Origin of the sequence: Blastopirellula marina (assembly GCF_002967715.1) — a bacterium.
GTDB classification, from domain to species: Bacteria; Planctomycetota; Planctomycetia; order Pirellulales; family Pirellulaceae; genus Bremerella; species Bremerella marina_B.
Genome location: NZ_PUIA01000057.1, coordinates 410,193 through 431,402, shown reverse-complemented (window position 1 = coordinate 431,402; position 21,210 = coordinate 410,193). Strand labels below are relative to the sequence as shown.

Here is a 21,210-nt window from a genome sequence, read left to right as displayed (position 1 = left end):
TCTTCATGGGCTGGACCTATCCATACGTCAGTTCTCGCAAGCAACTCATTCAGCAACGAGTTGAATCTTGGGAACGTGAAAACAACGGTATCACGATCACGACGACCTGCCTCGCTCACTGTTTCCGAGGCGGTCGCTTCTCCGGCGTCCTTTGGGCAGTATGGAAACGCAAATTCACGAGTGACGGCAAGCCTGTTGAACCGGATCAGCGATGGATCAGTTGTGACTTGATTCGATACCACAGCGGCGAGTGGGGCTACAAGGACATGGAGGAATCTATGCTTCCCTATTACTACTCATGTCCTCAGAAGTACCTCGATCTCGTACCGCTCGAACAGTACGGCGGGAACGTCGAATGGCGAGAACTCGTGAGACAACACCACGAAAATCAACGGGAAAAGCGACGGCGAAAGCGGTCGCAGATGTCTCATGTATGACACACCCGCAATCTGCTTGTTCCAACACATTGCCTTTTCATTCGGAGATCGACATGACTGACTCAACCGAATCCATCCGCCGCCAACAAGTCGCCGAGATCAACGCCAAACCCGGCAGTCGTGAATATGTTGCCGCCAAGCATGGCGAGGTATGGAATACGTCGGAACTTCAGCGGGATTTTGAAGTTCTCGGGTTTCTGGCTCCCTATTGTGTTGTCCGCCGCCGATCCGATGGAGTGAAGGGAAACATCATGTTTCAGCACAATCCTCGCCTCTACTACGGATTCCAACCGGAGTAGTCAGTCAAGCGTGCTGTGGGCGTCATGGAGGATGCCCATCACACCCGCTAACTTGAACGATGGGAGACAAGACCTTGAATCGACAAAACCACAACCCATTGCAAAAATTCTCCAAGCGTCCCAAAAGCCTCCGGTAGTGGAGGAACTATTTTGCCAAGGGAACAAAGCAAGCTTGGCGAAAGTAACACTCACTAGACGCTCTGCAAGGACACCGAAATAGATTCCTCGTGGACAATCTCACGCTGTTGCGGATCGAAACCGAGGACCAAGACCGTCTGTGGATGTACATCTGGACGAAGGCCGAAGTGTTTGCGTGCTCTTGTGCAATGAGACTTCACTGCACGGGAATTTCCGACGAGAACTTCAATCAAGAATTTGTAGCCAAGGATATCACCAAACGATGCTAGTTTCTCAATATCCTCCCGGATACTTCGAAGTGGGTTCGTTGTCATTTTGAATTCGAGTACCGCAAAGTTTGCCCCCATTTTGCTTGTCTTACGGTGAATCAGAAAGTCGGGACATTTATTGAGATTGCGAATGTCTTGATAGCATTTATTGACTTCTGCTTGTATCACAAACTTCTTCCCCTCTGGCCACGTTTCATTGCCCCAGCGACATCGAGCCTGATGGTAGAACTCATAGGCGAGGGGGCGTTCCTGAATTTTCTGATTCTCCAACGTTGGCATCTTGGCTTCGAGATAGCGTAATTCTCCATAGTTTACCCGTGACAAGGAAATGTTCTCCGGTGCCATATTGGTCAGGCATTCTTTGACGAACGACAGGAAGCCACTGCTCATTCCGATTCTCACTTTCACAGTTTCCGAAAGATTCTCTGAGAACGTGAAAGTGTAAATTGTCACTAGTCTACAGAACAACGGTGATTTCAGCCAATAAACGTCAATGCTTTCCTTCCCTCGCAATGTAACGGCTTGCCTCTAAAAGACTGTTTACACCCGCAACTTGCTCGAACAGTACGACGAACAAAGCCAGCGGGGAGCCATTATGTCGAAAGACACTGCCATCTACTGTAGAGTGTCAACTCGGGACCAACGCCACGCAAGCCAAATGCCTGACCTCGAACGCTGGGTTGCCTCGAACGACAGCAAGGTCATCTGGTACGAGGACACTTTTTCGGGCCGAACGATGGATCGCCCCGGAATGTCCAAGTTGATGGATGCTCTGCGGCTCGGGAAGCTGGAGCGGATCGTCGTTTGGCGTTTAGACCGGCTGGGACGAACCACCAAGGGCCTATGCGATCTCTTTGATGAGCTTCAGGAGCGACAGGTCGATCTTGTGAGCCTAAAGGATGGATTCAATCTTTCTTCACCTGCCGGTCGTTTACATGCCCGCATCCTTGCCTCAGTCGCAGAGTATGAGACGGAAATCAGAGCGGAGCGTGTTGCCGCAGGGCAAGCCGTTGCTCGCCGCAAAGGCAAGAAGTGGGGAGGAAGCAGGAAAGGATGGCGATGGAAAGTCACTGACGATCAAGTAAATGCGATCCACGAATTGCAGTCTGGTGGCAAGCCCATTGCTCAGATCGCCAGAGTGACTGGACTTTCAAGGCCGACTATCTACCGTGTACTGAAGGAGGTTGATCCAATCACACCTACATCTAAGTTATGACAAACTCCTACTGGCCAAACTCGATTCCGTCCCCGTCCATAGGCATCGACCTTGATGGAACGATTGACGAGGCACCAACCTTCTTCCGACTGCTCTCGCATCGGTGGCCGGGCAGGGTTTTCATCATCACATTTCGTGATGACCGAACGAAAGCCGAGCAACGACTTGCTGAGTTCGGCATTCGTTACGATGAGCTTGTATTGGTGACATCGCTCGAAGCCAAAGCAGACGTGATTCATAGGCTCGGCATCCTGATTTACTTCGACGATCAGGATGAAGCGATCCAGCACGTTCCACATCAGGTCAACGTCTTCAAGATTCGGAACGGCGGCAACTTTGACTTCGATGTGAACCGTTGGCTGTATAGCGATAGGACCGGAAGGCAGGTGTGATTCGTTCGAATCCAAGAACACCCGCATCAATCTCGGAGAGGTGGTTAGTTCGACCGATTTACTGAGTTTATCGGCGGAGGGGGCAAGTGTGTTACAAAAATTGAAATGGAGAATTTGCGATCAAAAAGGGTACATGCTTATTCCCGAGAGATGGGCTATTGCCGTATAGCAGGTGTTTCTTTGTATGTGTGCTCGCTCTGCCGAATCGAAACGCTTGCGCAGCCTTTGTTGCAAAAAGTGAAATGCCCGGAATACCTGATTGCCAAAGACTCGTTTAAAGTTATCTTCAAGGGTCCAAGGCCAAAAATACTGGGCTGAGTTTTTCTTTTTCGTAGTAAGGGGCGGCACCTGAGAATGAAGGAGTTTCTTCACTACGACGATGTGCTTTCCGAGATCGATGGACAAAGGGCTTCGTTGTTACTCGGCAACGGATTTAGCTGCGCAATTCATGACGGTTTCCGATATGACAGTCTGTATCGACTCGCAGTGGAACAGGGGATGCCAAGCACTGCTGCTGCGTTGTTTGAGCATTTCGGTACGACCAACTTCGAAGCGGTCATGCGATTGCTAGAAGACTCGCAGTGGATAGCGTGCCATTATGGAATTCTTGCTCGGGATCAGGGGAATCTACTCACTGAAGACCTTCAGAAAGTACGAGAGTCTTTGATTGCCGCCATTACTTCAACACATCCTGCAAATCACTATTGGCTTGACGAGCCAAGAAAGAAGAGTTGCTGTCAGTTTCTTGGGGCCTACCACGACATCTATTCCCTTAACTATGACTTGCTCCTTTACTGGGTGTGCCAATTCAGTAAGCCAACCAAGGTTGACGGATTTGGTTTCCCAAATGGCCAAAACGATAATCCACCGTATTTAGTCCTGTCACAACCAAGAGACCAGAAAGGCTGGGTATATCATCTTCATGGAGCATTGCATCTCTACACCGTGGACGGGGAAACGAGAAAGCACCGTTTCCACTTTCAGCGGCGTCCGCTTCTGGAGGTAATTTGTGACGGAATTCGGCAGTCAGAGTATCCTTTGTTTGTAGCTGAGGGTACTGCCAAAGAAAAGTTGCGTCAGATTCGTACAAGTATGTACTTGTCGATTGGCTTTCGTCAGTTTCAGCAGGCAGAAGGAACGCTTGTAACCTATGGCCTCTCATTCGGCGAAAGCGATGACCATATTTCTGACGCCATTGCGGCAAACTTAGGGATCAAACGACTATACGTCGGCCTATATGGAGAGGCAGATTCGGTCAGCAATCTTAGGACACAAGCCGCAATCAAAAAGATCGAGGATGGGCGTAAAGCGGTCTCATCCAGATCAGCGTTGACCGTTCGATACTTTAACGCTGAATCAGCATTTGTCTGGAATCGAGACTTTGAGGATGCGCAGTAAGGGCGAGGGAATTGGAATGCAAGGGCGATCAAGTTAATCCTTCGGCTCCTCAGAATCGAACCGAAACAGACTGCGGACATAGTGCGCAATCTTTAGCGGAAGTTGGATTCGGCCATCAGTAATTGTGATCCCTAGAGTCACGACTATGAGTTCGCTCGCAAGCTTTAAAGCCTTCAGCGAATCAGTTTCCAAGGCCGACTCGTCTTCAATCAAAAAGTGAAGATACTGTCTTCGTAGTCCCCGAAGTTCGGTGAACTTGCTTGCCAAATCAGCATCCACATCGTCGAGGCCTTCGAGCACTTTGACTCGTTGATCCTGTCCCATTTTATCGAAACTTCTTCCGAACAAGAGCTTCTGCCGATCTTTATTAAGAGGCTTGCCGCCGATTTCCGTTTTAAGCATTTCAAATCGCCACAAGGCAACCATCTCTCCAACGAGACCTGCTTGTGCAATACATGCCACCGGCATTTTAAGGATGAAGCAGTTTCTTGCTTCGATGAGTGGCCGCAACACGTGGTTAATAATCGTTGGATGATTTGGTACAAGCCCCAGTCTATCGAGTTGCTTTGAGGCTTTTCTGTATCGGGATCGAATTGTTTCGAGAGTGTCGGAATCTTTGACTATATCGCCAAGGAGTTCTAAGGACAGTTCGCTGTCTTGCGTGCAGTCGGTTTGTCGCTTTGCGATCTCATCAAGAGACAGAATCATTAGCGGCTTTACCAGTACCTCAAATGTGGCTTCATCATCCATTTTCTGAACTCAACGCTTTCTCGCTTCAGCGTGAGCAAACTTGCGAATCTAAATATGTCGCTCACCGCAAAAATCGTGATTGATTGACAATAAGGAGATGGGTGGGCACGTCATTGTTCACAGGCAAACGAAAGATTCTTTCACGAAAACACAAACTAACCCAATTTGGTCATCTCTTCACGTATTTCCCGAAGTCTCTGAAGTATCGCCAGAATGTGTCCACTCTCGAACATGGCGGCGAGATGGCCTTCGCAAAATCGATCCCCTCGCACGTGCGTCGTGAACAGTTTTACCACAGTGATCGAATCAACGGATCGCAAACTTTCGGGATGCTTGATGTAGAGTTCCGAGTCCTTCCACTCTGTCCAGTCAAACTTGGGAGTTACCCAGTCGTTATCGTAGAGGGCCTGAACAAAATCTTGCACGATGTCGCTTCGCCGAAAATAGGGGTAGCCAGTTGCAGAATCCTTTTCGTGAGTCCCGGCGACAAAGCCGTCTTGTTCGAAGTGATCCAAGTAGGGAAGAATCGCATCGATCTGTTCAATGGTCGGCTTTTCGAGCATGGAGTCGGCCAACTCCGAAGTGAAAGTGAATTGGTAGTTCGTCGGACAGTTTAAGCATAAGCACCCGAAGGACTTCAAAGCTAGTGAGTTGATTGGCAGCGGCGTTGTTTTGGTTGCAAAAGTTGTAATGCGTCAAAACGAGTGGACACAGTGGCCATCCTAAGAGTTATTCAGTCAAAAAGCTTCGCAAAATTTCCGGCGAGTATTGTCTCCAAGATTGACTTAGAAATACTGAGCGGATTTTCATTTCCTGAAAATGAAAAAGCCGCCAGAGAAATTGCTCTCGACGGCCAAATAACAATCAGATCACGATTTGATCTCACTCGAATTCTATTATCCCATCGGTGCCAGTCACGCTGTGTCGTGATGTCTCTTGGCCATGGCTTGCACAAATGAATTGCAACAGGTCTCCTTCTTCCGTCGCCATGAGAATTTGACAGCGATTTTCGTTGCCGTCCTTGTCGATGTAGACAAGATAATCTTCTTCTCGATGAAGAATGGTGTCAAAGTCGTTGATCCTTGATGGTTTGCCGACTTTCAGTTCTGCGAAGGTAGCGCAACTCATTTTTGTCTTGTTGTCCAGCTACCCTATTGTTACCCCAACAAATCCGTACAAAGAACCTGCATTGCGTTCCGTGGGCTGCCATATTCGATCGCCGACAACGGCGTACTGTTCAGCTTGAAGGACGTTTCATGCAGCGAGAGATCGACTTCCCCCAGAAATAGCTTGGATGCCAAGATATGGTCATTCATCGAACCCGTGATAGAACGGCTGAACGCCTTTGAAAAGACAACTGTTGCCGACGAGGGAGCGACAAGTTTCTGGTACACAAGGCTCAATCCATCCTCTTCCATGACTTCTCGGATCGTACTTAGCATCCTGTCCAGAAAACGCATGTCATCCGAAATTCCACGACCATAAAGCACCGCCGAGTAGAGCGAGGCGGTGTTGGTAACGAGGATGTATTGTGTCCGAGCAACCGTGAAAAGGTGGGCACTCCAATCGGCCAAGGGATTGGAGTCGAGAGGATAAGACTTGGTTGGCGAAACGTGGATTTTCTTTCCCAGCTTTTGGGTCAGGCGAACGATCATGTGAGGCAACTTTGATGATAGGAATTCCTCAAAACGCTTGGTTGCATTCTACCAATTTCCGCTTGGCGGAAGGTAGGCTCAAGCTTTGAATTGCGTCCCATGAATTCCACCGTAATGGAGTGACTCGAAAGCGTCCTTACGACCAATCTATTCTGTGATGATCGTATCGAACGGCAATGGTTTTTCTTCCTCGTCGATCTTCAGCATGGGATTTCGAAGATGAATCTCTGCATTGAGCGGTGAGATCACGATGTGACCGGTAGTGCTTTCCGCCTTGGCGACTGCATTCACTTTAGTGTCATTCACCTTGACGGTGATGTTCTTGTGCTTATCGCAAGTGATCTCCAGTTGGTTCCACTCGCCAGACTTCATTTCTGCTGGACGGAGGGGAACGACTTTGCGTCCATCTCGTAGTTGTCCAAGCGGAAGTTCCACCTTGAACTGTTCAGTTGGCAGGACCATTTCGCCGACGCTCTTGGGATTCAGCTTGATTTCGATCCCATGGGGAATCTGTTGAGTCCAATCTTTTGCCTCGGGATTGGGAGGTGTCGAAGCGATAGCGATGAATGGGTTGGCTTTAAGATTGTCTTCAAGGAACTGAAATTCAACTTTGAACGTGTATTCGGAGTATTCCGTGAGACTTGAGATGCAGAAGCCTCCAGCGTTCCCGTTGACGACCAATCTACCGTCACGAGAAACAACAAAAGCTCTTTGGGGATCGACCCCTTTATTGAAGGTGTCGTAAAATCGCCAACCGCCTTGCTTGCTTCCAGCGGCGGCAACCTTGGTGACGATGGCAAGTTCTTTGTGGTATTCAACGATGGCTTTGTCACCGGGAATCAGAGCCGAATATTCTGCCGCTTCATCTGCAATAGTGATGACCGCTTTCCTGCTCAGATCGAGTTCAGTCGTTTTGCCGTTGTAGTCGACAATGATCGTTCTCTTCTCGGGATTCACCGACTTGATTTCCACTTCGACTTCAACGGTTTGGGCAAAACAAACCGTCGTAAAAAGAGCTAAGAAGGTAACAGTAAGTGCGATGGTTGTTGGTCGTATCATGGTTCTTTCTCAGTGAGGATTGAAGGTGTGTGAACAGTGGCAGCAGATCACAGAATTTTGAAAGTCTCCGGGATTCAGTTCCTTAACGAACTGGTGGCAGTTGGGACACGGGATTGCCACCAAGGCTTCTGGAATTGGCAGTTGTAAACCAGTACGTCGTCATCAATGACGGCTAACTTTGATGGCGATGTTACCGGATTGTGTGCTTCCGTCTTCGCAGAAGAAGGTGATTTCAAGATCGTCACCACGGTGAAATTGCGGTCGTTCAACTTCCCGTGGAATATCGACTATCACCGGGAATCTTGTGTTCGGCGAATCTGAATAGACCCAGCATTCCACAACATCGATATCGGGAATGTTGAAGACTTCCCGCTGGATTGGACTGCCGGTGTTGATGGTCTTGTCGTAAGCTACCTTCATGCGAACCGCTTTCCCCTTGAACTTTGAGGGGTTGTCTCCAAACTCTACTCGTTCGTCTGTTGAGTTGCCGAACAGTTCCGCTGCCTTCAACTCCATTGGAGTGCTTGCAGCAAGTGCCCGATCACGCTTGGCTTGGTTTTGCTGATGTGCTGCGAGCACTTTCTTTCCTTCGTCCGACTGAAGGTTGATGACCAGATCAAAATTCTCGGCCCGTTCCAACATCTTTAACGCCGAACTTCGATTGCCCTTTTGTGCTTCGAAGTCGATCAGTCGCTCCAACACTAGCGAACGATTCGAGTCTGTCATGTGGAAGAAATGCTTATCGTTTAGGTCTCGATAGACAGAGATCGCTTCCTCCGTACTTCCTTCATTCCAAAGTGCATTGGCATCAGTGATGAGGTTAGCTGCTTGAGCCCGGTCTGCCTGAGAAGACAACATTCCAAAGACGCCCATAAGGAAGAGGAAGCCAATGATTCCACCAGTCCAAATCCATTTAGTGGTTGCCGACCAAGCAGGGACCAACCAGAGCAGCAACAAGCTCACCGGAAAGCAGCAGGGAGTCAGGAGTGGGATGGTGATGTAGCAAAGGATGTCCTTACTATCGACCGATTTCGAGTCACTCGGTGCTTCTTCAACCAATGCGACTTGCTCCGGGAATAGCCCCTTGACCTTCTCGGCTTTAACCCACTTTTCTTGTCCCTCTCGCATGACAAGCGTATTGGGATGAATTTTGCCTTCGTCTGCAAGCTGTTTCAGTGTCCGGGAATCAACAGGACCGTATTGTTTCCCGTCCTGCTTGTAATACCAATTATTCTTCATTTAGCTGGCCTTGGTTGTTGAGGTTGTTGGTAAGAGTGGATGCTTGATTTGCCTGACTGGGATTCTGAATTCGGAAAGCAGCCGACCTGTTTCACGTTGGGACTTCGAGGTCGGATTCCCACGACGAATATGGAGAAAATGTCTGCGAACAGTTCCAGCAGATCACCAGCCCATTGAAGTCTCCGGGAGAGATTTCCCAGACGACCTCATTGCAGAAGGGACAATGGCAGCTTTGCCGGTTGCCATTATTTAGATAAAGATGCTCCGGTTCGTTGAGTACACCCAAACGCTGAGCATCGGCATCGGTATTGAAAGGAGGCGGGAGAAAATCCAAGTATGGATCGCCGCCCGTATTGATGAATTCTTGATACTGGGGATCGTTGCCGAAGAGAACGAAGCCGACCAGCCGCACCACTGCCCACACGAATAGAACCAGCAGGCCAATACCGAGAACGGCACCAAGAATGAACGGGCCAATTGTCACTGCCACGCCAAGGGCGGCTGCGGCATGAAAGAGTGTCACGCCAATAGACCATCCAAGCAGTCCGAATCGACCGAGGATGGCAAGCTTGGATGTTCGGGGGCTTTCGCTCATGAAAACACTCTCGCAGTGATAGTGGATGTTCGTTGGCATCCTCTACTTGCGGGTGTCATGGGCGCAAAAAAAGAGGAGCGACGAACCAAGGCCACTCCTCACACCGCCGCCAAGCGGTCACAAGAATAGCGCAAGGCCGTCGCCCCATAACGGGGCGACCGCACTTGCACATGCCTCTTGTGAATTCGAGGACCCAAAGGCCCAAGTTGGCGGTTTTGTGAGGAAGCCGTGTGCAGACGTTCGCACGTCGATCAAATTGTTAGGTGGTGACTGGCCACTTTTGGGTCAGTGTTTCTCCATGTGAAGTCAGTAAACGCCATCAAGCGGATGGCGAACCTAATATAGTCGAGACCAATCCGAGGTGCGAGAAAGGTCGACCGGTGTTGAGGTCGATTGAATGTAGTGAAGCAACCGGTTTCGATCTGAGTCATTGTGATGCCGTAGCGGAGCGATATGGCTCAAGCTCGACACGGGAGGATTGCACTAAATCGAAAGCTTGTCCCTAAATGCGACTCAACTTCATCAGTTGGTTTGGTACTTGGCGTGAAGGATTAGGTACAAATCCAATTCGGTACAAATTAGGTACAGCCTCGGCGCATAAAAAAAGCCCTAAACCGTTGTGGTTTAAGGCTTTTCAAGTGGAGGATAACGGGATCGAACCGATGACCTCTTGCATGCCATGCAAGCGCTCTCCCAGCTGAGCTAATCCCCCAAGTTGGGACAAAAGTCGGTGGAATATTCCCCACGACTCTTGCGTTCTACTTTATCGGCAACAAGTGCCGTTAAGTAAAGGGTTAAAATTACCAATCGACTCGCAGTGTGTCAACAACCGGTCACCGCAGTTTGGTTGTAAGTTACACTATTGATAAGATTTCCGCCGAATTCAGACTCTCAATCGACCCTGGTAAGGGGCTGACGACTGCCTTTAGGAACAACAGGACACGCGTGAAAAAGCATCTGATTACCGTCCTGAGAATCCTTGTACCGGCAGGCATTTTGGCCTACCTGTTATGGACCATTGGTAGTGACCCGGAAAGTGCGGAGTCGGTTCGCCAGATCTTCAGCAGCAAAACCCGGTGGGGTAATGTCGCGATTGGGTTTGGATTTGCCTTGCTGGCACTTTCGTGCACGTTTATTCGCTGGTATCTGCTGGTCATCTCGGTCGGGATTCCCTTCTCGCTGAAGGATGCGTTTCGCCTTGGGTTCCTGGGGTACATGTTGAATTTCGTGGGCCTGGGGGGCATTGGTGGCGACTTGTTCAAAGGCTACGTCCTGGCGAAGGATAACCCGACTAAACGCCCCGAAGCGGTCTCGACGATCTTCATGGACCGGCTGATCGGGCTGTATGCGTTGTTCATGGTCACTTCCCTCGCGGCGCTCAGCCTCGACCTGGAAGGCTCGCAGCCAGCGATTCGCTCGATGGTTTACGTCGTCCACGGTGTGACGATCGGCGGATTTCTGGGGTTGTCGCTCGTCTTCCTGCCAAGCTTTGCCAAAGGATCGTTTCGCGAGTTCCTGGAAGATCTGCCGAAAGTTGGCGGGGCATTCAAGCGAACCTTCGCGGCCGTGGGCATGTATCGTCGTCACCCCAGGTATCTGGTGTTCATTGGCCTGTTGAGCTTAGGGGTGCATTCGTTCTTTTCCGTGGCCGTGTACTTTCTGGCATCGGGGCTGTTTGAGCGGCACCCGTCGCTGCTGGAGATGATGGTCATTACGCCGCTGGCGATGGTCTTCGCCGCGATCCCACTTTCGCCAGGGGGCATGGGAACGTTAGAACTCGCGGTTACCGAGCTTTACGTGACCGTCCCAGCTGAAGAGTTCAGCAAAGCCAACGGAATAACCGTTGCTTTAGGGTTCCGTGCCATGACGATCGGCCTGGCGTTTATCGGGGCGATCTTCTACTGGACTAATCGAGCTTCTGTCGACCAGTCGATGGCCGAGGCTAACGCCGAAGAGGAGACGCTGGAGCATTTGGCTGAGGGAGTGGACGAGCCACTTGAGCGGTCTCAGCAACCGGAGCCGCGTTAACTTCCTGGCCGTCGATTGTGATACGAGCATCTTTCTGGAAGGTCGCCGGAGCGGTGTTTTCCAGCAATGTCGATTCGATCACTTCTGTTTTAGAGAACCCTTCACCACGAAGCTGAGCGGTTCCGTTATCGCCTAACAGCGATTTGGTAAGCGTTGCACGCGAAGCACCTCCAACCGAGACGCCGCTACGTCCGTTACCACGCGAGGTGATGCCAGCGAGTTCAACATCATAGCAATTGCTATGCACGTTGATCCCATCAAGTTGGAAGCCTTGAACGGTCAGATCAAGAATCTTGACGTTGCGTACTTCGTACAGCGTGATCCCTGTGCGATGCGCCGTGTAGCTCAAACGGTAGCTGCCTGGGCCGCGATCCTTTTCAGCACAAAAGAAGATCATGCCATCGAGCAAGCACCATTCAAGTGGTTGGAGCGTGTCGAGTTCCCCCATATCCTTGATTGCCACGCGGGTAGCCGGGCGGTCATCCAGATAAAGCTGGTGGTAGCTCTTGTAGGTTGGGGCGAAGCAGTAGACGTTCCCTTGCACGTGTTTCCATCCCTCAGGTGGAACGGGTGCACGTCCATCGAGAATGGCACCGTTGCCTTCAATGGTCAAAGGAGAGAATCCCCAGCCGCTGTTGTTTCCGCCTTGCAGGGTGATCGATTCCTTGTACGGAACACCCGTGTTGGTGAGGATGATGCGATCCCCTTTTCGCGAAATTCTCAGGGCCTTGGCGATCGAAGCGATGGGGCCGTTTTCACCCTCTGAGAAATGCGAGGAGTTCCCACGGTTACGATCGTCGCCACGCACATTGTCGACGAAAATATCGTCACCGCGAGCGGGCGAGGTCAGGAGGATCAGGGTTAGGGCGAATGCGAAAAAACGCATGAATGTCCACTCAATCGATGTAATCGTCAAATTCGGTCCAGATTTACACGCCCCATCATGCCGTGCTTGCCGCGTGATTTCCACAGGGAAACCGGACTTAAAACCAAAAACGTATCCCCGAGACAAACCCATCCAACTCAATCCCCTCCAAGTTGGTGTATTGATACCCCGCGAACACTTCGGCCCGTTTCCACTGTGCACCTAGGGTCGAACGAATCCGAAACAGATCCGCTGACCCGACTTTACCCAGGTCCATCTCGGTCGACCAAATCCATGGTTTGCCGATATAAACGTCGTACCCTGTCGTGAAATTGATCCCGAACTCGGAACCATTTCGGTCTTCCAGCAAGTTAGTTCCGAGTCCGAAACGAAACTGGCTGTGATATCCTTGCGGGGCCCGGAACGTAAAGTTCAGGTCCCCCATGGTCAGTTGATCTGTCCCGCCGGAGGGGATGTTCTCGAAGTACTCGTCCCACTGCATGTCGATGCCCCAGCGACTGGTACCTTCGACCAGCAGTTTGGTACCGACTCGCGACAGGTTGCCGAAGTCCGTTCCATATTCAACCGATCCGCGGATCGATGTTGTCTTGCCAACGGTGACCCACTCGTCTCCCATCAGCATGTAGCCAAACTCGTGCTGATAGGGGTAATCCGAAAAATACCCCGGTGGGCCATATATCGTGTACGTAACTTCTTCCCCCGATGCATTGATGCAGCAGACCGTGCGCTGATCGGGGATCATCGCATCGACTGCGGCGATCGTTCCATAAAACAGCAACGTTCCAGCAAGTTCCCCCAATGCCGAACTGGCATCATCACCGCAGTCGTGATGATGATCTCGGTCTCGACGCTTGGGTTTAGCCTCTTCACTACGAGGTGGATCGGGATCGTCGGTTCGGCTCTCCCCAGCGGCTGCTGAAAGTAATCCGCCTGCCTGGACGCGCGTGGTAATCATTGGCAATACCACGATCGAGACGATCAGGCTCAATGCCAGCGTTTTTACCATGCGAAAAGTCCTCGGCCAGTGGAGAGAGCACATCCTATCCCATGGCGCGCAGCCACGATGCAGGATTCCGAGCGCGGCAACATTACGAAGCACCTGCGACTGGGTCAAGGCGAGTTTGACTAAGGCTACTTACTCGCGGAATCAACGCTGCTAGCGTGAAGAACCTTAAATCGCAGGCGGATCTGCTCGATCGATCCGCACGTCAGATAGACGGTGTACTGGTGCTGCAGGCCTGGCGTCAAAGCGAATTCCTTGATCGGAGCGACATACGAGCATGCCGAGTTGGCCTCTTGATAGCGGTAGCATGTCGCTTTCTCGATGCCGGGGACATAGAGGCCAATGCCGATATCATCCTGGTTCACGTAGGCAACCCAGTTCTCGTTCATGGTGACCGATTCATTCGGAAAGCTTGGCTTGCGGCGGTGTAGCTCTTCACCGGTCCATGGTGAGTTTCCGGTATACGTAACGAGCGTGTCGTACTCGGCGTGTACGAACACCGCTGGCAGCTCTTGTTGTCTTGGCTTGTGTGTTTTGTTTCCGGCGTAGTTCATCTGGAACTCGATCTTCGCGAAGTAATCTTCCAGCGAGATCGTTTCGGTCATCGTGACTTCGTCCAACAACTGTCCGCCAGCCCAGTTGCGGGGCGTGATCTTGGCGAAGAGGGTCTTATCGTTGCTACGAAACTCCGTCACCTTGCTGGGCTGATTTTGGTAAGAGCCTCCCTGGACGGGGTTATAGACCCACGGCTTGTCGACCCACTTCGAGTCGTCCGGGTCGCCATAGTAAGACTGTTGAATGAAACGACCGGTGTCGAAGTGATCGAGAAGGTTCTCCTGAGAACCTTTGGGAGCGAAGTATCCGATGCAGGCCCCACGCGATTTATCGACGCCGATCCGCAGGTAGTAGTTATCGAGGTAAGCCCACTCTTCCGCGGATAAAATGGGCGTGAATGCCAGAGAAACCAGGATGAAAAGGACGACGCCACGTGTGTTCACTGGTAGTCACGAGTTGGGTTAACGGTACGATTGAGGGATTGCCAGAACGTTCCATCTTACACAATCAGCCATGGCCCGCATTCTTTTGACCTCGGGACCGACCCGACAATACATCGATCCTGTCCGTTACCTGACCAATGCTTCCAGTGGGCGAATGGGATGCAGCCTGGCCGAGGCCGCCGTGGCTGCCGGACACGAGGTCGTGATCGTCTCAGGCCCTGTCACGGTTACCTACCCAAGCGAGGCGACCGTCCATTGGGTCAACACGACCGACGAAATGCTAGCTGTCGCGCAGGAGCAGTTCGAGAACTGCGACGGCCTGATCGGCGTGGCGGCACCGTGCGACTACCGACCAGAGTTCGTTCAAGGGCAAAAGATCGCCAAGACAGGCCAGCCGCTGATTCTACAGTTGATCGAGACGCCGGACGTCGTCGCAACGCTGGGTGCGGAAAAGAAGCATCGCTGGGTGGTCGGTTTCGCCCTGGAAACCGAGGATCGTCGTTTCCGGGCCCTGGTGAAGCTGGAAAAGAAGAGCTGCGACCTGATGATCTTGAATGGCCCCGAGGCGATGAACAGCGAAGAGAACCATGTCGAGGTGCTTGCCAAAGATGGCAGCGTGGTCGCCACTCTCGAGGGAAGCAAGCCTGAAGTGGCCACGCAGATCATGCAAATCGTCGGCCAGCGGTTAATCAAGCCGTAACACATCAGGGATCCGCGTCGGTTTTCCTTCGCGCGTAATGCAGGCGAGCAGCGTTTTGCCTTCAACGACGAGATCTTCCTCGCGACGGATTTCGTATGCCAATTCGATCCGGGCTCCCTTGGCTTTCACTGTTTTCACCGTGACTTGCAGTAGGTCATCGAACTCGGCCGGCAAGTGGTAACGGCACTCGACATCGCGGACCACCAGCAGTGTGCCGTCGGCTTCCATACGCTTGTAATTGAAACCACCCGCACGCAGCATTTCGGTGCGAGCCAACTCGAAGTAGGTGATGTAGTTGGCGTGATGCACGCGTCCCTGGGCGTCTGTTTCCTGATAGCGGACGCGGACTTCGATGGTGTGTTCTGTCAGCATATTCCCACGTTTCTTGCAGGGCCTTGGCGAAAAGGGTCGAGTTTTGCCACCCCACCTGTTGGGGCGAAGATTGACCGAACCCTAAGCCTTTTTTATAGTTGCGGTTGTTAACTGCCAATTTCGTTTTAGCATGATTGGGGCACTATGAGTACGGGAGCCGGCTCCGGTACCAATTTCAGCACCATGCGAGGTCGCGATTACCCCTCGCTGCGCCAGTTCACCGTTTTTCTGGAAAACCGCGTCGGGCAATTGCTAGAGATCGTCAGGCGCTTTGAAGGTAGCAACGTTCGCATTGTTGCTCTTTCCATTAACGATGCCACCGAATGTTGTTTTGTTCGTTTTCTGCTGAGCGATCCCGAAGGGGGACGCGAGATCCTGGAGCGAGCTGGCCTGGCTCTGATCGAATCGGATCTGATCGGTGTCGAACTGCCTGCCGAAAAACAGCCCCTGTTACGGGTTTGCACGGCCCTGCTTCAGTCGGAAGTGAACATCGTTCAGGCGTACCCACTACTTTACACGCCTAACAATCGTGCCGCTGTCGCATTGATGGTCGACAACACCGACATTGCGATGGACACCCTTCTGTCGCGGAACTTTAAGGTCCTGACCGAGGACGATTTGAAGTTCGACGACTAGTTCTTTCGTAGGGCTGCCGCTGCGAAAAAACCGTTAAAATCGCGCCATCAGGTCCGAGAACCGGGCTTCTCGTCGACGAACCTGCTGCCTGGGTGCCAAAGATGGAGCTTTGTCCGATAGAATTCACTGCAAGATCTATCGGAAGTTATCCGTACCCCCTACCCGCCATCGGACACTGGCAGCCGCATGATTCACGTTCGTGATCTCGTCAAGTCGTACGACGATCTCCAACTCGGAAAATTCACGGCAGTGGATCACATCAGCTTCTTTGCGATGCCTGGTGAGATTTTCGGTCTTTTGGGTCCTAACGGTGCCGGGAAGACCACGGCGCTTCGTATTCTGAGTACGGTTCTCGAGCCCACTTCCGGCACGGTACAAATCGCCGGATACGATGTCACCACCGAGCCTGCCATGGTGCGGCATAAAATCGGTTTCATGTCGGCCAATACGGCTGTATACGACCGGATGACGGCTTGGGAGATGGTCGAATATTTCGGCAAGCTGTACGGCCTGCCTGATCACGAACTGCATGACCGGATGGAAGAACTCTTCCACCGCTTGGGTATGCGCGAGATTCGCGACGTGCTGGGGGCGAAGATGTCGACTGGCATGAAGCAGAAGGTTTCCATTGCCCGGGCGCTGGTGCATGATCCTCCGGTGCTGATCTTCGACGAACCGACGCTGGGGCTCGATGTGTTCGTGGCGCGTGCTTTGGTTCAGTTGATCTCGGAACTGCGCGACCAGGGGAAGTGCATCATCTTTTCGTCGCACATCATGCGGGAAGTCGAGAAGCTGTGCGACAAGGTGGCCATCATGAATCGAGGCAAGATCCTCGCCGAAGGGACCATCGACCAGTTGCGAACCGAATACAACCAGCCTGATCTGGAAGAGTTGTTCTTCCATCTGATCGGCGAGCCGGATGGAATCGCCAACTAACGGCAGCGAGAGCAAGGAATGAACTGGGACAACGTCAAACTGATTCTAAAGCGAGAACTGCGTGATCAGGCGCGTGATCGCCGTACGCTCTTTTCTGTGATTGGTTTGCCGGTTCTTTTGTATCCGCTGATGGGGCTGATGGTATTGCAGGTGATGCAGTTCCGGACAGCCCACCCAACGCGGCTGCGCGTGATTGGCCTGAGTGAACTGCCAGGCACGCCTGACTTGTTTGTGCCATCGGTCCAAAAGGAAGGTGAAGTTAATGACGATTCGGCTTACGAATTCTCGCCGATCCTTTTGCAAGATGCCGGTGTGACGAGCCACTTCGAGATCGAAGCCACAGAGGCATCCGTCGACCCAGCGGTGGTCGAGAAGACGGCGAAAGAAACACTGGAGGCTGATCGGCTCGATGCGATCATCTACTTTCCGCCTGGCTTCAAAGAGCGGATGGAAAGCTTTCAAGATGAAAAGAATGATAAAGAGTCGAAAGCTGAGTTTCCCTCGCCGCAATTGATCACCAATTCGTCGGACGAGCGTTCGAAGCTGGCCGACGGCCGTTTGCGGCAGATCTTGCATTCGTGGCGCGAAAAGCTGATCCAGCACAATCTGGAAGCCAACGATGTGCCGGCGGTGATTACCGATCCATTCAGTTTCGGCACGCTCGATCTTTCCGAAAAGCCGCTCGATCAGTCGTCCTATCTTTGGGCGAAGATTTTTCCATTCATCGTGGTCATCTGGGCACTGACCGGGGCGTTCTACCCGGCGATTGACCTTTGTGCCGGCGAAAAGGAACGCGGTACGCTTGAAACGCTGCTCTCCAGTCCTGCGCTGCGATCAGAGATTGTGGCCGGCAAGTTACTGGCGATTATGACGTTCAGTATCGCGACCAGTGTGTTGAATCTCGCGAGTATGGGGTTCACGGCCAGCTTCGTCATGGGGCAGGTCGGCGGTGGCGAGATGGCATCGCGGCTTAACTTCGGTCCTCCTCCGATCTGGTCGTTGGGTTGGCTGTTTCTAGCCCTGATCCCAATGGCCGCTTTGTTTAGTGCCCTGGCCCTGGCGATCGCCACGATGGCCCGTAGTAGCAAGGAAGGGCAGTACTACCTGCTTCCCTTGTTGATGCTCAACTTGCCGCTGGTCGTGTTGCCGGTGCTGCCCGATACCGAATTATCCTTCGGCACGTCGCTGATTCCTGTGAGCGGGATGTCGTTCTTGCTCAAGGCGTTGATGGAAGGGGATTACACCAAGGCGGCCACCTATGTGCTGCCGGTGCTGGGCGTGACGGCGTTTTGTATTTGGGTGGCCATTCGCTGGGCGATCGATCAATTCAACAACGAGTCGGTCTTGTTCCGCGAAAGCGAACGATTCAGTCTCCAGGCATGGCTCCGCAAGATGTGGCGTGATCGTCAGGACACGCCTACCGCGGCCGGCGCGTTTGTGATGGGCATTTTATTGCTTGCGCTTCCGCACATGATCGGCAAATACGTGATGCCGGTACCGGGCCCTGATGGCAAACTGAGCCTGGCTTCGCTGGTGCAGTACATGCTGACCAATCAGATCGGCTTGATCCTGCTGCCGGTACTGATCGCTGCTTGCATCTTTACTCGTAGCGTGAAGAAGACCTTCTCGCTGCGGTTATTGGATGCCCGCGTTTACGCTGCCATATGGATGGCACCGATCCTGGCAATCTGTTTGCATCCTTACGCGATTTACCTGCGTGAGATTATCCAGAACATGATTCCAATGTCGAAGGAGCTTCAGGATCAGTTGCAGGACATGCTTGGCAGCACAGCCGAACTTCCGATCGTGGGGATCTTCCTCTTGTTTGCCATCTTGCCGGCGGTTTGTGAAGAGTTTGCCTGCCGTGGATTTATCCTGTCAGGCATGCGTCATATCGGACATAAGTGGGCGGCGATTGCGATCTCGGCGATCTTCTTCGGGCTGATGCACGGAATTCTGCAGCAGTCGATCCCTGCTACGATTTTTGGCCTGATGATTGGTTTCCTGGCGGTTCAGTCGCGAAGCCTGTTCCCAGCGATCCTGTTCCATGCCACGCATAACAGCCTGGTGTTCGCCCAGGGGATGATCACGACGGAAACGATTGAAGAGAATCCTTGGTTGAAGGTGCTTGTTGCCACCGCGACCGAGATGCCGGGCGAAGCACGTTATCAACCGATCTTTGTCTTCCTGTGCGGGATCGGTGCCGTGGCGCTGGTGGGGATCTTTGCCCGGATGCCGGCGGAACTGTCGTCGGAAGAACGCCGGCAGGAAGCACTCAATCACCAAGGCGTATTCCGCTCGGCGATTGGCAACCGTAAAGATAGTAGTACTTCGCCTTAGTGTTAGCTGGGGTTTGCCCAAGCTGGCGGTGGTGCCTGGAAGGTTACCATCTCGGCCGTTTGCGGATGACGGAAACGAACTTCCCAGGCATGCAGGCACATCGGTGGTTCGTCGATGTCGAGCGTCTGCTTCTCTTGCATGACCCCGTCGCGCTGGTACATCGGATCTCCCACGATCGGGAAGCCGAGGTGCCAAAGGTGCAAACGAATCTGATTCGTACGTCCGGTCTTGGGAGAGACTTCCAGCAGGGCTGTTCCATCTTCAAAACGCTGGCGAACGACAAAGTCAGTGCGCGATGGCTGGCCACCTTCTTCGACGCGGCGGCCACCACCTCGAACGCGTGACGTGCCGATGGGTTCGTCGCAGATGAATTCGTCTTCGGTCGGATGACCATAGACGAGTGCCAGGTAACGCTTTTCAACCCGGCCTTGCTCGAACTGCGGCTGAACCTGGCGGGCAACCGCGCTGGTACGAGACAACACGGCGACGCCGGTCGTGTTGGCATCGAGGCGATGAGCGATGCGTAGCTTCTGCGGATGGTAAACCTGTTCCAGGAAGCTGATCAGCGAATTCTTGTTAAAGCGTCCGCAGGGGTGCATCGGCAGGGGAGCCGGCTTGCTGACCACGACGAGCCCCGAATCTTCATACAGAATCTGAATATCGGTGCTGACGTCCGGTTCGGTTGTGCCAGGGTATCGCTGCTCGAACAACTGGCCGGCAACCAATGGAACGGATGGATCGGCCGCGCGGTACTCGACCAGGCGTTCGTCTTGATGATGTATGATCTCGACCAGCAGTTGCTGGGCGACCATCTTTTCCCAAAAACCTTGCGAGGCGGCAGGCACCTTTTCGGCCAGTACCTCGTACAGCGTCTTCCCTTTCTGGTCAGACGAGATAAACAGACGTCGTGTATTGGTGTAAGGGATGCTACCGGGCAGGGGAGTGGTGACTTCGATCAGCTTGGTCTGCCGCTTGGCAGCCACTGCGGCCATCGTTTCCTGGGCTGACTTGAAACAATGGGGGCACGAATCACCAGGAACATACAGCGGCGAGGCCTGCTCTTCTGTCGTCAGGGGGGTCTGGCAGACAAAGCACTGGGCAACTGCCGACTCTTGTAGCCGGGGATCGACGGCAACCCGTTGATCGAAGACGAAGCAGTCGCCTTGGTAGTGATCTCCGCCAACCAGTTCGAAGTACTTCAGGATGCCCCCTTCCAGTTGGTACACCTCGTTGAAGCCGGCCTGTTGCATGAAGGGGCCCGCCTTTTCGCAGCGAATTCCCCCGGTGCAGAACATCACGACCGGCGTACTCTTGGCTTCTTCTGGAAGGCTAGCGACTGCCTGGGGAAAATCACGGAAGGTATCGATTCCGGCCGGCACCGCATTTTGGAACGTACCGACTTTCACTTCGTAGTCGTTGCGTACGTCGTACAAGAGGAGGGGCTTCCCTTCATCGAGCCATTGCTTGAGCTGCTGCGGCGGAAGCTTGGGGGAAGTCCGCTCGGCGGGTTCGATGCCGTCGATGCCGAAAGCGATGATTTCCTTTTTGATCTTCACCAGCATCCGGCGAAAAGGCTGGTAGCTGGTGAAGCTCTCTTTGGCTTCCAGCTTCTCAAGGCCAGGAATCTTGCGAAGCGATTCCAGCAACTTGTAGACATTTTCATCCGGGCCGGCCACGAAGAGATTGATCCCTTCGGTGCTGAGCAGGATCGTTCCGCGCAGATCAAGCCGTCGGCAAATTCGGCGCAATGAATCTCGCAGCGGCTTCAAATCCGATAGCGAAGCGAACAAATAGGACGAAATGTTCAGGACTGGCCCGGCATCAGGCTCGGCGGTTGTCGTATTCATACCGCAAATTATCTTTG

General features: G+C 52.7%; 23 protein-coding genes and 1 tRNA gene. 10 read left to right on the top strand and 14 right to left on the bottom strand.

Going from position 1 to position 21,210, the window contains the following annotated elements; translation table 11 throughout:
• The first annotated feature begins 5 nt into the window (after nt 1–5).
• Complete coding sequence (locus C5Y96_RS18915) at nt 6–437, top strand: hypothetical protein (RefSeq protein WP_105356525.1); 432 nt, start codon at nt 6–8, stop codon at nt 435–437.
• 53 nt (nt 438–490) lie between these two features.
• The gene (locus C5Y96_RS18910) at nt 491–736 is read left to right on the top strand and encodes a hypothetical protein (protein WP_105356524.1); all 246 of its coding nucleotides are present in this window, start codon (nt 491–493) and stop codon (nt 734–736) included.
• A 191-nt stretch (nt 737–927) separates the two neighbouring features.
• On the opposite strand, the gene C5Y96_RS18905 is transcribed toward C5Y96_RS18910, so the two are convergent.
• Nucleotides 928–1,533: a hypothetical protein gene (locus tag C5Y96_RS18905; protein ID WP_105356523.1), complete on the bottom strand. Its 606-nt coding sequence runs from the start codon at nt 1,531–1,533 to the stop codon at nt 928–930.
• A 205-nt stretch (nt 1,534–1,738) separates the two neighbouring features.
• Between C5Y96_RS18905 and C5Y96_RS18900 the strand changes: the two genes are divergently transcribed.
• The 3 genes from C5Y96_RS18900 (at nt 1,739) to C5Y96_RS18890 (ending at nt 4,149) form a co-directional block, all read left to right on the top strand.
• Entirely contained in the window at nt 1,739–2,359 is a 621-nt protein-coding gene (locus C5Y96_RS18900) for a recombinase family protein (protein WP_105356522.1), read from the top strand.
• Nucleotides 2,356–2,751 carry a hypothetical protein gene (locus C5Y96_RS18895; protein ID WP_105356521.1) on the top strand — a complete coding sequence of 132 codons (396 nt, stop codon included), beginning with the start codon at nt 2,356–2,358 and terminating at the stop codon, nt 2,749–2,751. The genes C5Y96_RS18900 and C5Y96_RS18895 overlap by 4 nt, the downstream gene beginning before the upstream one ends.
• Before the next feature lie 354 nt (nt 2,752–3,105).
• Complete coding sequence (locus tag C5Y96_RS18890; RefSeq protein WP_105356520.1) at nt 3,106–4,149, top strand: DUF4917 family protein; 1,044 nt, start codon at nt 3,106–3,108, stop codon at nt 4,147–4,149.
• 33 nt (nt 4,150–4,182) lie between these two features.
• On the opposite strand, the gene C5Y96_RS18885 is transcribed toward C5Y96_RS18890, so the two are convergent.
• The 8 genes from C5Y96_RS18885 to C5Y96_RS18850 all read right to left on the bottom strand — a co-directional run bounded on the left by C5Y96_RS18885 (nt 4,183) and on the right by C5Y96_RS18850 (nt 10,159).
• Nucleotides 4,183–4,899, bottom strand: a complete 717-nt coding sequence (locus C5Y96_RS18885; RefSeq protein WP_105356519.1) for a hypothetical protein — start codon at nt 4,897–4,899, stop codon at nt 4,183–4,185.
• A 155-nt stretch (nt 4,900–5,054) separates the two neighbouring features.
• Nucleotides 5,055–5,462 (bottom strand): DUF6508 domain-containing protein, encoded by a 408-nt coding sequence (locus C5Y96_RS18880; protein WP_105356518.1) that lies wholly within the window; start codon nt 5,460–5,462, stop codon nt 5,055–5,057.
• Nucleotides 5,463–5,781: 319 nt separating this feature from the next.
• Nucleotides 5,782–6,027: a hypothetical protein gene (locus C5Y96_RS18875; RefSeq protein ID WP_105356517.1), complete on the bottom strand. Its 246-nt coding sequence runs from the start codon at nt 6,025–6,027 to the stop codon at nt 5,782–5,784.
• Nucleotides 6,028–6,056: 29 nt separating this feature from the next.
• On the bottom strand, nt 6,057–6,554 hold the full coding sequence (locus C5Y96_RS18870; RefSeq protein ID WP_105356515.1) for a DUF6933 domain-containing protein: 498 nt from the start codon (nt 6,552–6,554) through the stop codon (nt 6,057–6,059).
• Nucleotides 6,555–6,701: 147 nt separating this feature from the next.
• Nucleotides 6,702–7,613, bottom strand: coding sequence for a family 16 glycoside hydrolase (locus tag C5Y96_RS18865; protein WP_105356512.1), 912 nt, complete (start codon nt 7,611–7,613; stop codon nt 6,702–6,704).
• A 162-nt stretch (nt 7,614–7,775) separates the two neighbouring features.
• Entirely contained in the window at nt 7,776–8,852 is a 1,077-nt protein-coding gene (locus C5Y96_RS18860; RefSeq protein WP_105356510.1) for a DUF4339 domain-containing protein, read from the bottom strand.
• Nucleotides 8,853–8,943: 91 nt separating this feature from the next.
• Entirely contained in the window at nt 8,944–9,447 is a 504-nt protein-coding gene (locus tag C5Y96_RS18855; protein WP_105356508.1) for a hypothetical protein, read from the bottom strand.
• A gap of 639 nt (nt 9,448–10,086) precedes the next feature.
• Nucleotides 10,087–10,159, bottom strand: a tRNA-Ala gene (locus C5Y96_RS18850).
• A gap of 233 nt (nt 10,160–10,392) precedes the next feature.
• Here C5Y96_RS18850 and C5Y96_RS18845 point away from each other — a divergent pair.
• Nucleotides 10,393–11,475, top strand: coding sequence for a lysylphosphatidylglycerol synthase transmembrane domain-containing protein (locus tag C5Y96_RS18845; protein ID WP_158261317.1), 1,083 nt, complete (start codon nt 10,393–10,395; stop codon nt 11,473–11,475).
• On the opposite strand, the gene C5Y96_RS18840 is transcribed toward C5Y96_RS18845, so the two are convergent.
• From C5Y96_RS18840 to C5Y96_RS18830, 3 genes are all read right to left on the bottom strand, one after another.
• The gene (locus C5Y96_RS18840) at nt 11,390–12,361 is read right to left on the bottom strand and encodes a right-handed parallel beta-helix repeat-containing protein (RefSeq protein ID WP_105356504.1); all 972 of its coding nucleotides are present in this window, start codon (nt 12,359–12,361) and stop codon (nt 11,390–11,392) included. The two genes, C5Y96_RS18845 and C5Y96_RS18840, sit on opposite strands and share 86 nt — an antisense overlap.
• A gap of 97 nt (nt 12,362–12,458) precedes the next feature.
• Nucleotides 12,459–13,367 carry a hypothetical protein gene (locus C5Y96_RS18835; protein ID WP_105356502.1) on the bottom strand — a complete coding sequence of 303 codons (909 nt, stop codon included), beginning with the start codon at nt 13,365–13,367 and terminating at the stop codon, nt 12,459–12,461.
• Between the two features lie 125 nt (nt 13,368–13,492).
• On the bottom strand, nt 13,493–14,362 hold the full coding sequence (locus C5Y96_RS18830; protein WP_105356500.1) for a hypothetical protein: 870 nt from the start codon (nt 14,360–14,362) through the stop codon (nt 13,493–13,495).
• A 70-nt stretch (nt 14,363–14,432) separates the two neighbouring features.
• Between C5Y96_RS18830 and C5Y96_RS18825 the strand changes: the two genes are divergently transcribed.
• Nucleotides 14,433–15,062, top strand: coding sequence for a phosphopantothenoylcysteine decarboxylase (locus tag C5Y96_RS18825; RefSeq protein ID WP_105356498.1), 630 nt, complete (start codon nt 14,433–14,435; stop codon nt 15,060–15,062).
• Here C5Y96_RS18825 and C5Y96_RS18820 read toward each other — a convergent pair.
• Nucleotides 15,048–15,434: an acyl-CoA thioesterase gene (locus C5Y96_RS18820; protein WP_105356496.1), complete on the bottom strand. Its 387-nt coding sequence runs from the start codon at nt 15,432–15,434 to the stop codon at nt 15,048–15,050. The two genes, C5Y96_RS18825 and C5Y96_RS18820, sit on opposite strands and share 15 nt — an antisense overlap.
• 144 nt (nt 15,435–15,578) lie before the next feature.
• Between C5Y96_RS18820 and C5Y96_RS18815 the strand changes: the two genes are divergently transcribed.
• From C5Y96_RS18815 to C5Y96_RS18805, 3 genes are all read left to right on the top strand, one after another.
• A complete protein-coding gene (locus C5Y96_RS18815; protein ID WP_105356494.1) occupies nt 15,579–16,070 on the top strand; it encodes an acetolactate synthase in 492 nt (163 codons plus the stop codon).
• A gap of 186 nt (nt 16,071–16,256) precedes the next feature.
• A complete protein-coding gene (locus C5Y96_RS18810) occupies nt 16,257–17,006 on the top strand; it encodes an ABC transporter ATP-binding protein (RefSeq protein ID WP_105356492.1) in 750 nt (249 codons plus the stop codon).
• Nucleotides 17,007–17,024: 18 nt separating this feature from the next.
• Nucleotides 17,025–19,346 carry an ABC transporter permease subunit/CPBP intramembrane protease gene (locus C5Y96_RS18805; protein ID WP_105356490.1) on the top strand — a complete coding sequence of 774 codons (2,322 nt, stop codon included), beginning with the start codon at nt 17,025–17,027 and terminating at the stop codon, nt 19,344–19,346.
• 2 nt (nt 19,347–19,348) lie between these two features.
• Here C5Y96_RS18805 and C5Y96_RS18800 read toward each other — a convergent pair whose 3' ends face one another.
• Entirely contained in the window at nt 19,349–21,193 is a 1,845-nt protein-coding gene (locus tag C5Y96_RS18800) for an RluA family pseudouridine synthase (RefSeq protein ID WP_105356488.1), read from the bottom strand.
• Nucleotides 21,194–21,210: the final 17 nt, after the last annotated feature.

Excerpts from the sequence above, each read along its gene's own strand:
- C5Y96_RS18890 (WP_105356520.1), top strand. The coding sequence starts at position 3,106 with ATGAAGGAGTTTCTTCACTACGACGATGTGCTTTCCGAGATCGATGGA.
- C5Y96_RS18825 (WP_105356498.1), top strand. The coding sequence starts at position 14,433 with ATGGCCCGCATTCTTTTGACCTCGGGACCGACCCGACAATACATCGAT.
- C5Y96_RS18835 (WP_105356502.1), bottom strand. The coding sequence starts at position 13,367 with ATGGTAAAAACGCTGGCATTGAGCCTGATCGTCTCGATCGTGGTATTG.
- C5Y96_RS18880 (WP_105356518.1), bottom strand. The coding sequence starts at position 5,462 with ATGCTCGAAAAGCCGACCATTGAACAGATCGATGCGATTCTTCCCTAC.
- C5Y96_RS18905 (WP_105356523.1), bottom strand. The coding sequence starts at position 1,533 with ATGAGCAGTGGCTTCCTGTCGTTCGTCAAAGAATGCCTGACCAATATG.
- C5Y96_RS18820 (WP_105356496.1), bottom strand. The coding sequence starts at position 15,434 with ATGCTGACAGAACACACCATCGAAGTCCGCGTCCGCTATCAGGAAACA.
- C5Y96_RS18800 (WP_105356488.1), bottom strand. The coding sequence starts at position 21,193 with ATGAATACGACAACCGCCGAGCCTGATGCCGGGCCAGTCCTGAACATT.
- C5Y96_RS18870 (WP_105356515.1), bottom strand. The coding sequence starts at position 6,554 with ATGATCGTTCGCCTGACCCAAAAGCTGGGAAAGAAAATCCACGTTTCG.
- C5Y96_RS18915 (WP_105356525.1), top strand. The coding sequence starts at position 6 with ATGGGCTGGACCTATCCATACGTCAGTTCTCGCAAGCAACTCATTCAG.
- C5Y96_RS18910 (WP_105356524.1), top strand. The coding sequence starts at position 491 with ATGACTGACTCAACCGAATCCATCCGCCGCCAACAAGTCGCCGAGATC.
- C5Y96_RS18860 (WP_105356510.1), bottom strand. The coding sequence starts at position 8,852 with ATGAAGAATAATTGGTATTACAAGCAGGACGGGAAACAATACGGTCCT.
- C5Y96_RS18895 (WP_105356521.1), top strand. The coding sequence starts at position 2,356 with ATGACAAACTCCTACTGGCCAAACTCGATTCCGTCCCCGTCCATAGGC.
- C5Y96_RS18815 (WP_105356494.1), top strand. The coding sequence starts at position 15,579 with ATGAGTACGGGAGCCGGCTCCGGTACCAATTTCAGCACCATGCGAGGT.
- C5Y96_RS18885 (WP_105356519.1), bottom strand. The coding sequence starts at position 4,899 with ATGGATGATGAAGCCACATTTGAGGTACTGGTAAAGCCGCTAATGATT.
- C5Y96_RS18875 (WP_105356517.1), bottom strand. The coding sequence starts at position 6,027 with ATGAGTTGCGCTACCTTCGCAGAACTGAAAGTCGGCAAACCATCAAGG.
- C5Y96_RS18900 (WP_105356522.1), top strand. The coding sequence starts at position 1,739 with ATGTCGAAAGACACTGCCATCTACTGTAGAGTGTCAACTCGGGACCAA.
- C5Y96_RS18840 (WP_105356504.1), bottom strand. The coding sequence starts at position 12,361 with ATGCGTTTTTTCGCATTCGCCCTAACCCTGATCCTCCTGACCTCGCCC.
- C5Y96_RS18855 (WP_105356508.1), bottom strand. The coding sequence starts at position 9,447 with ATGAGCGAAAGCCCCCGAACATCCAAGCTTGCCATCCTCGGTCGATTC.
- C5Y96_RS18810 (WP_105356492.1), top strand. The coding sequence starts at position 16,257 with ATGATTCACGTTCGTGATCTCGTCAAGTCGTACGACGATCTCCAACTC.
- C5Y96_RS18865 (WP_105356512.1), bottom strand. The coding sequence starts at position 7,613 with ATGATACGACCAACAACCATCGCACTTACTGTTACCTTCTTAGCTCTT.
- C5Y96_RS18805 (WP_105356490.1), top strand. The coding sequence starts at position 17,025 with ATGAACTGGGACAACGTCAAACTGATTCTAAAGCGAGAACTGCGTGAT.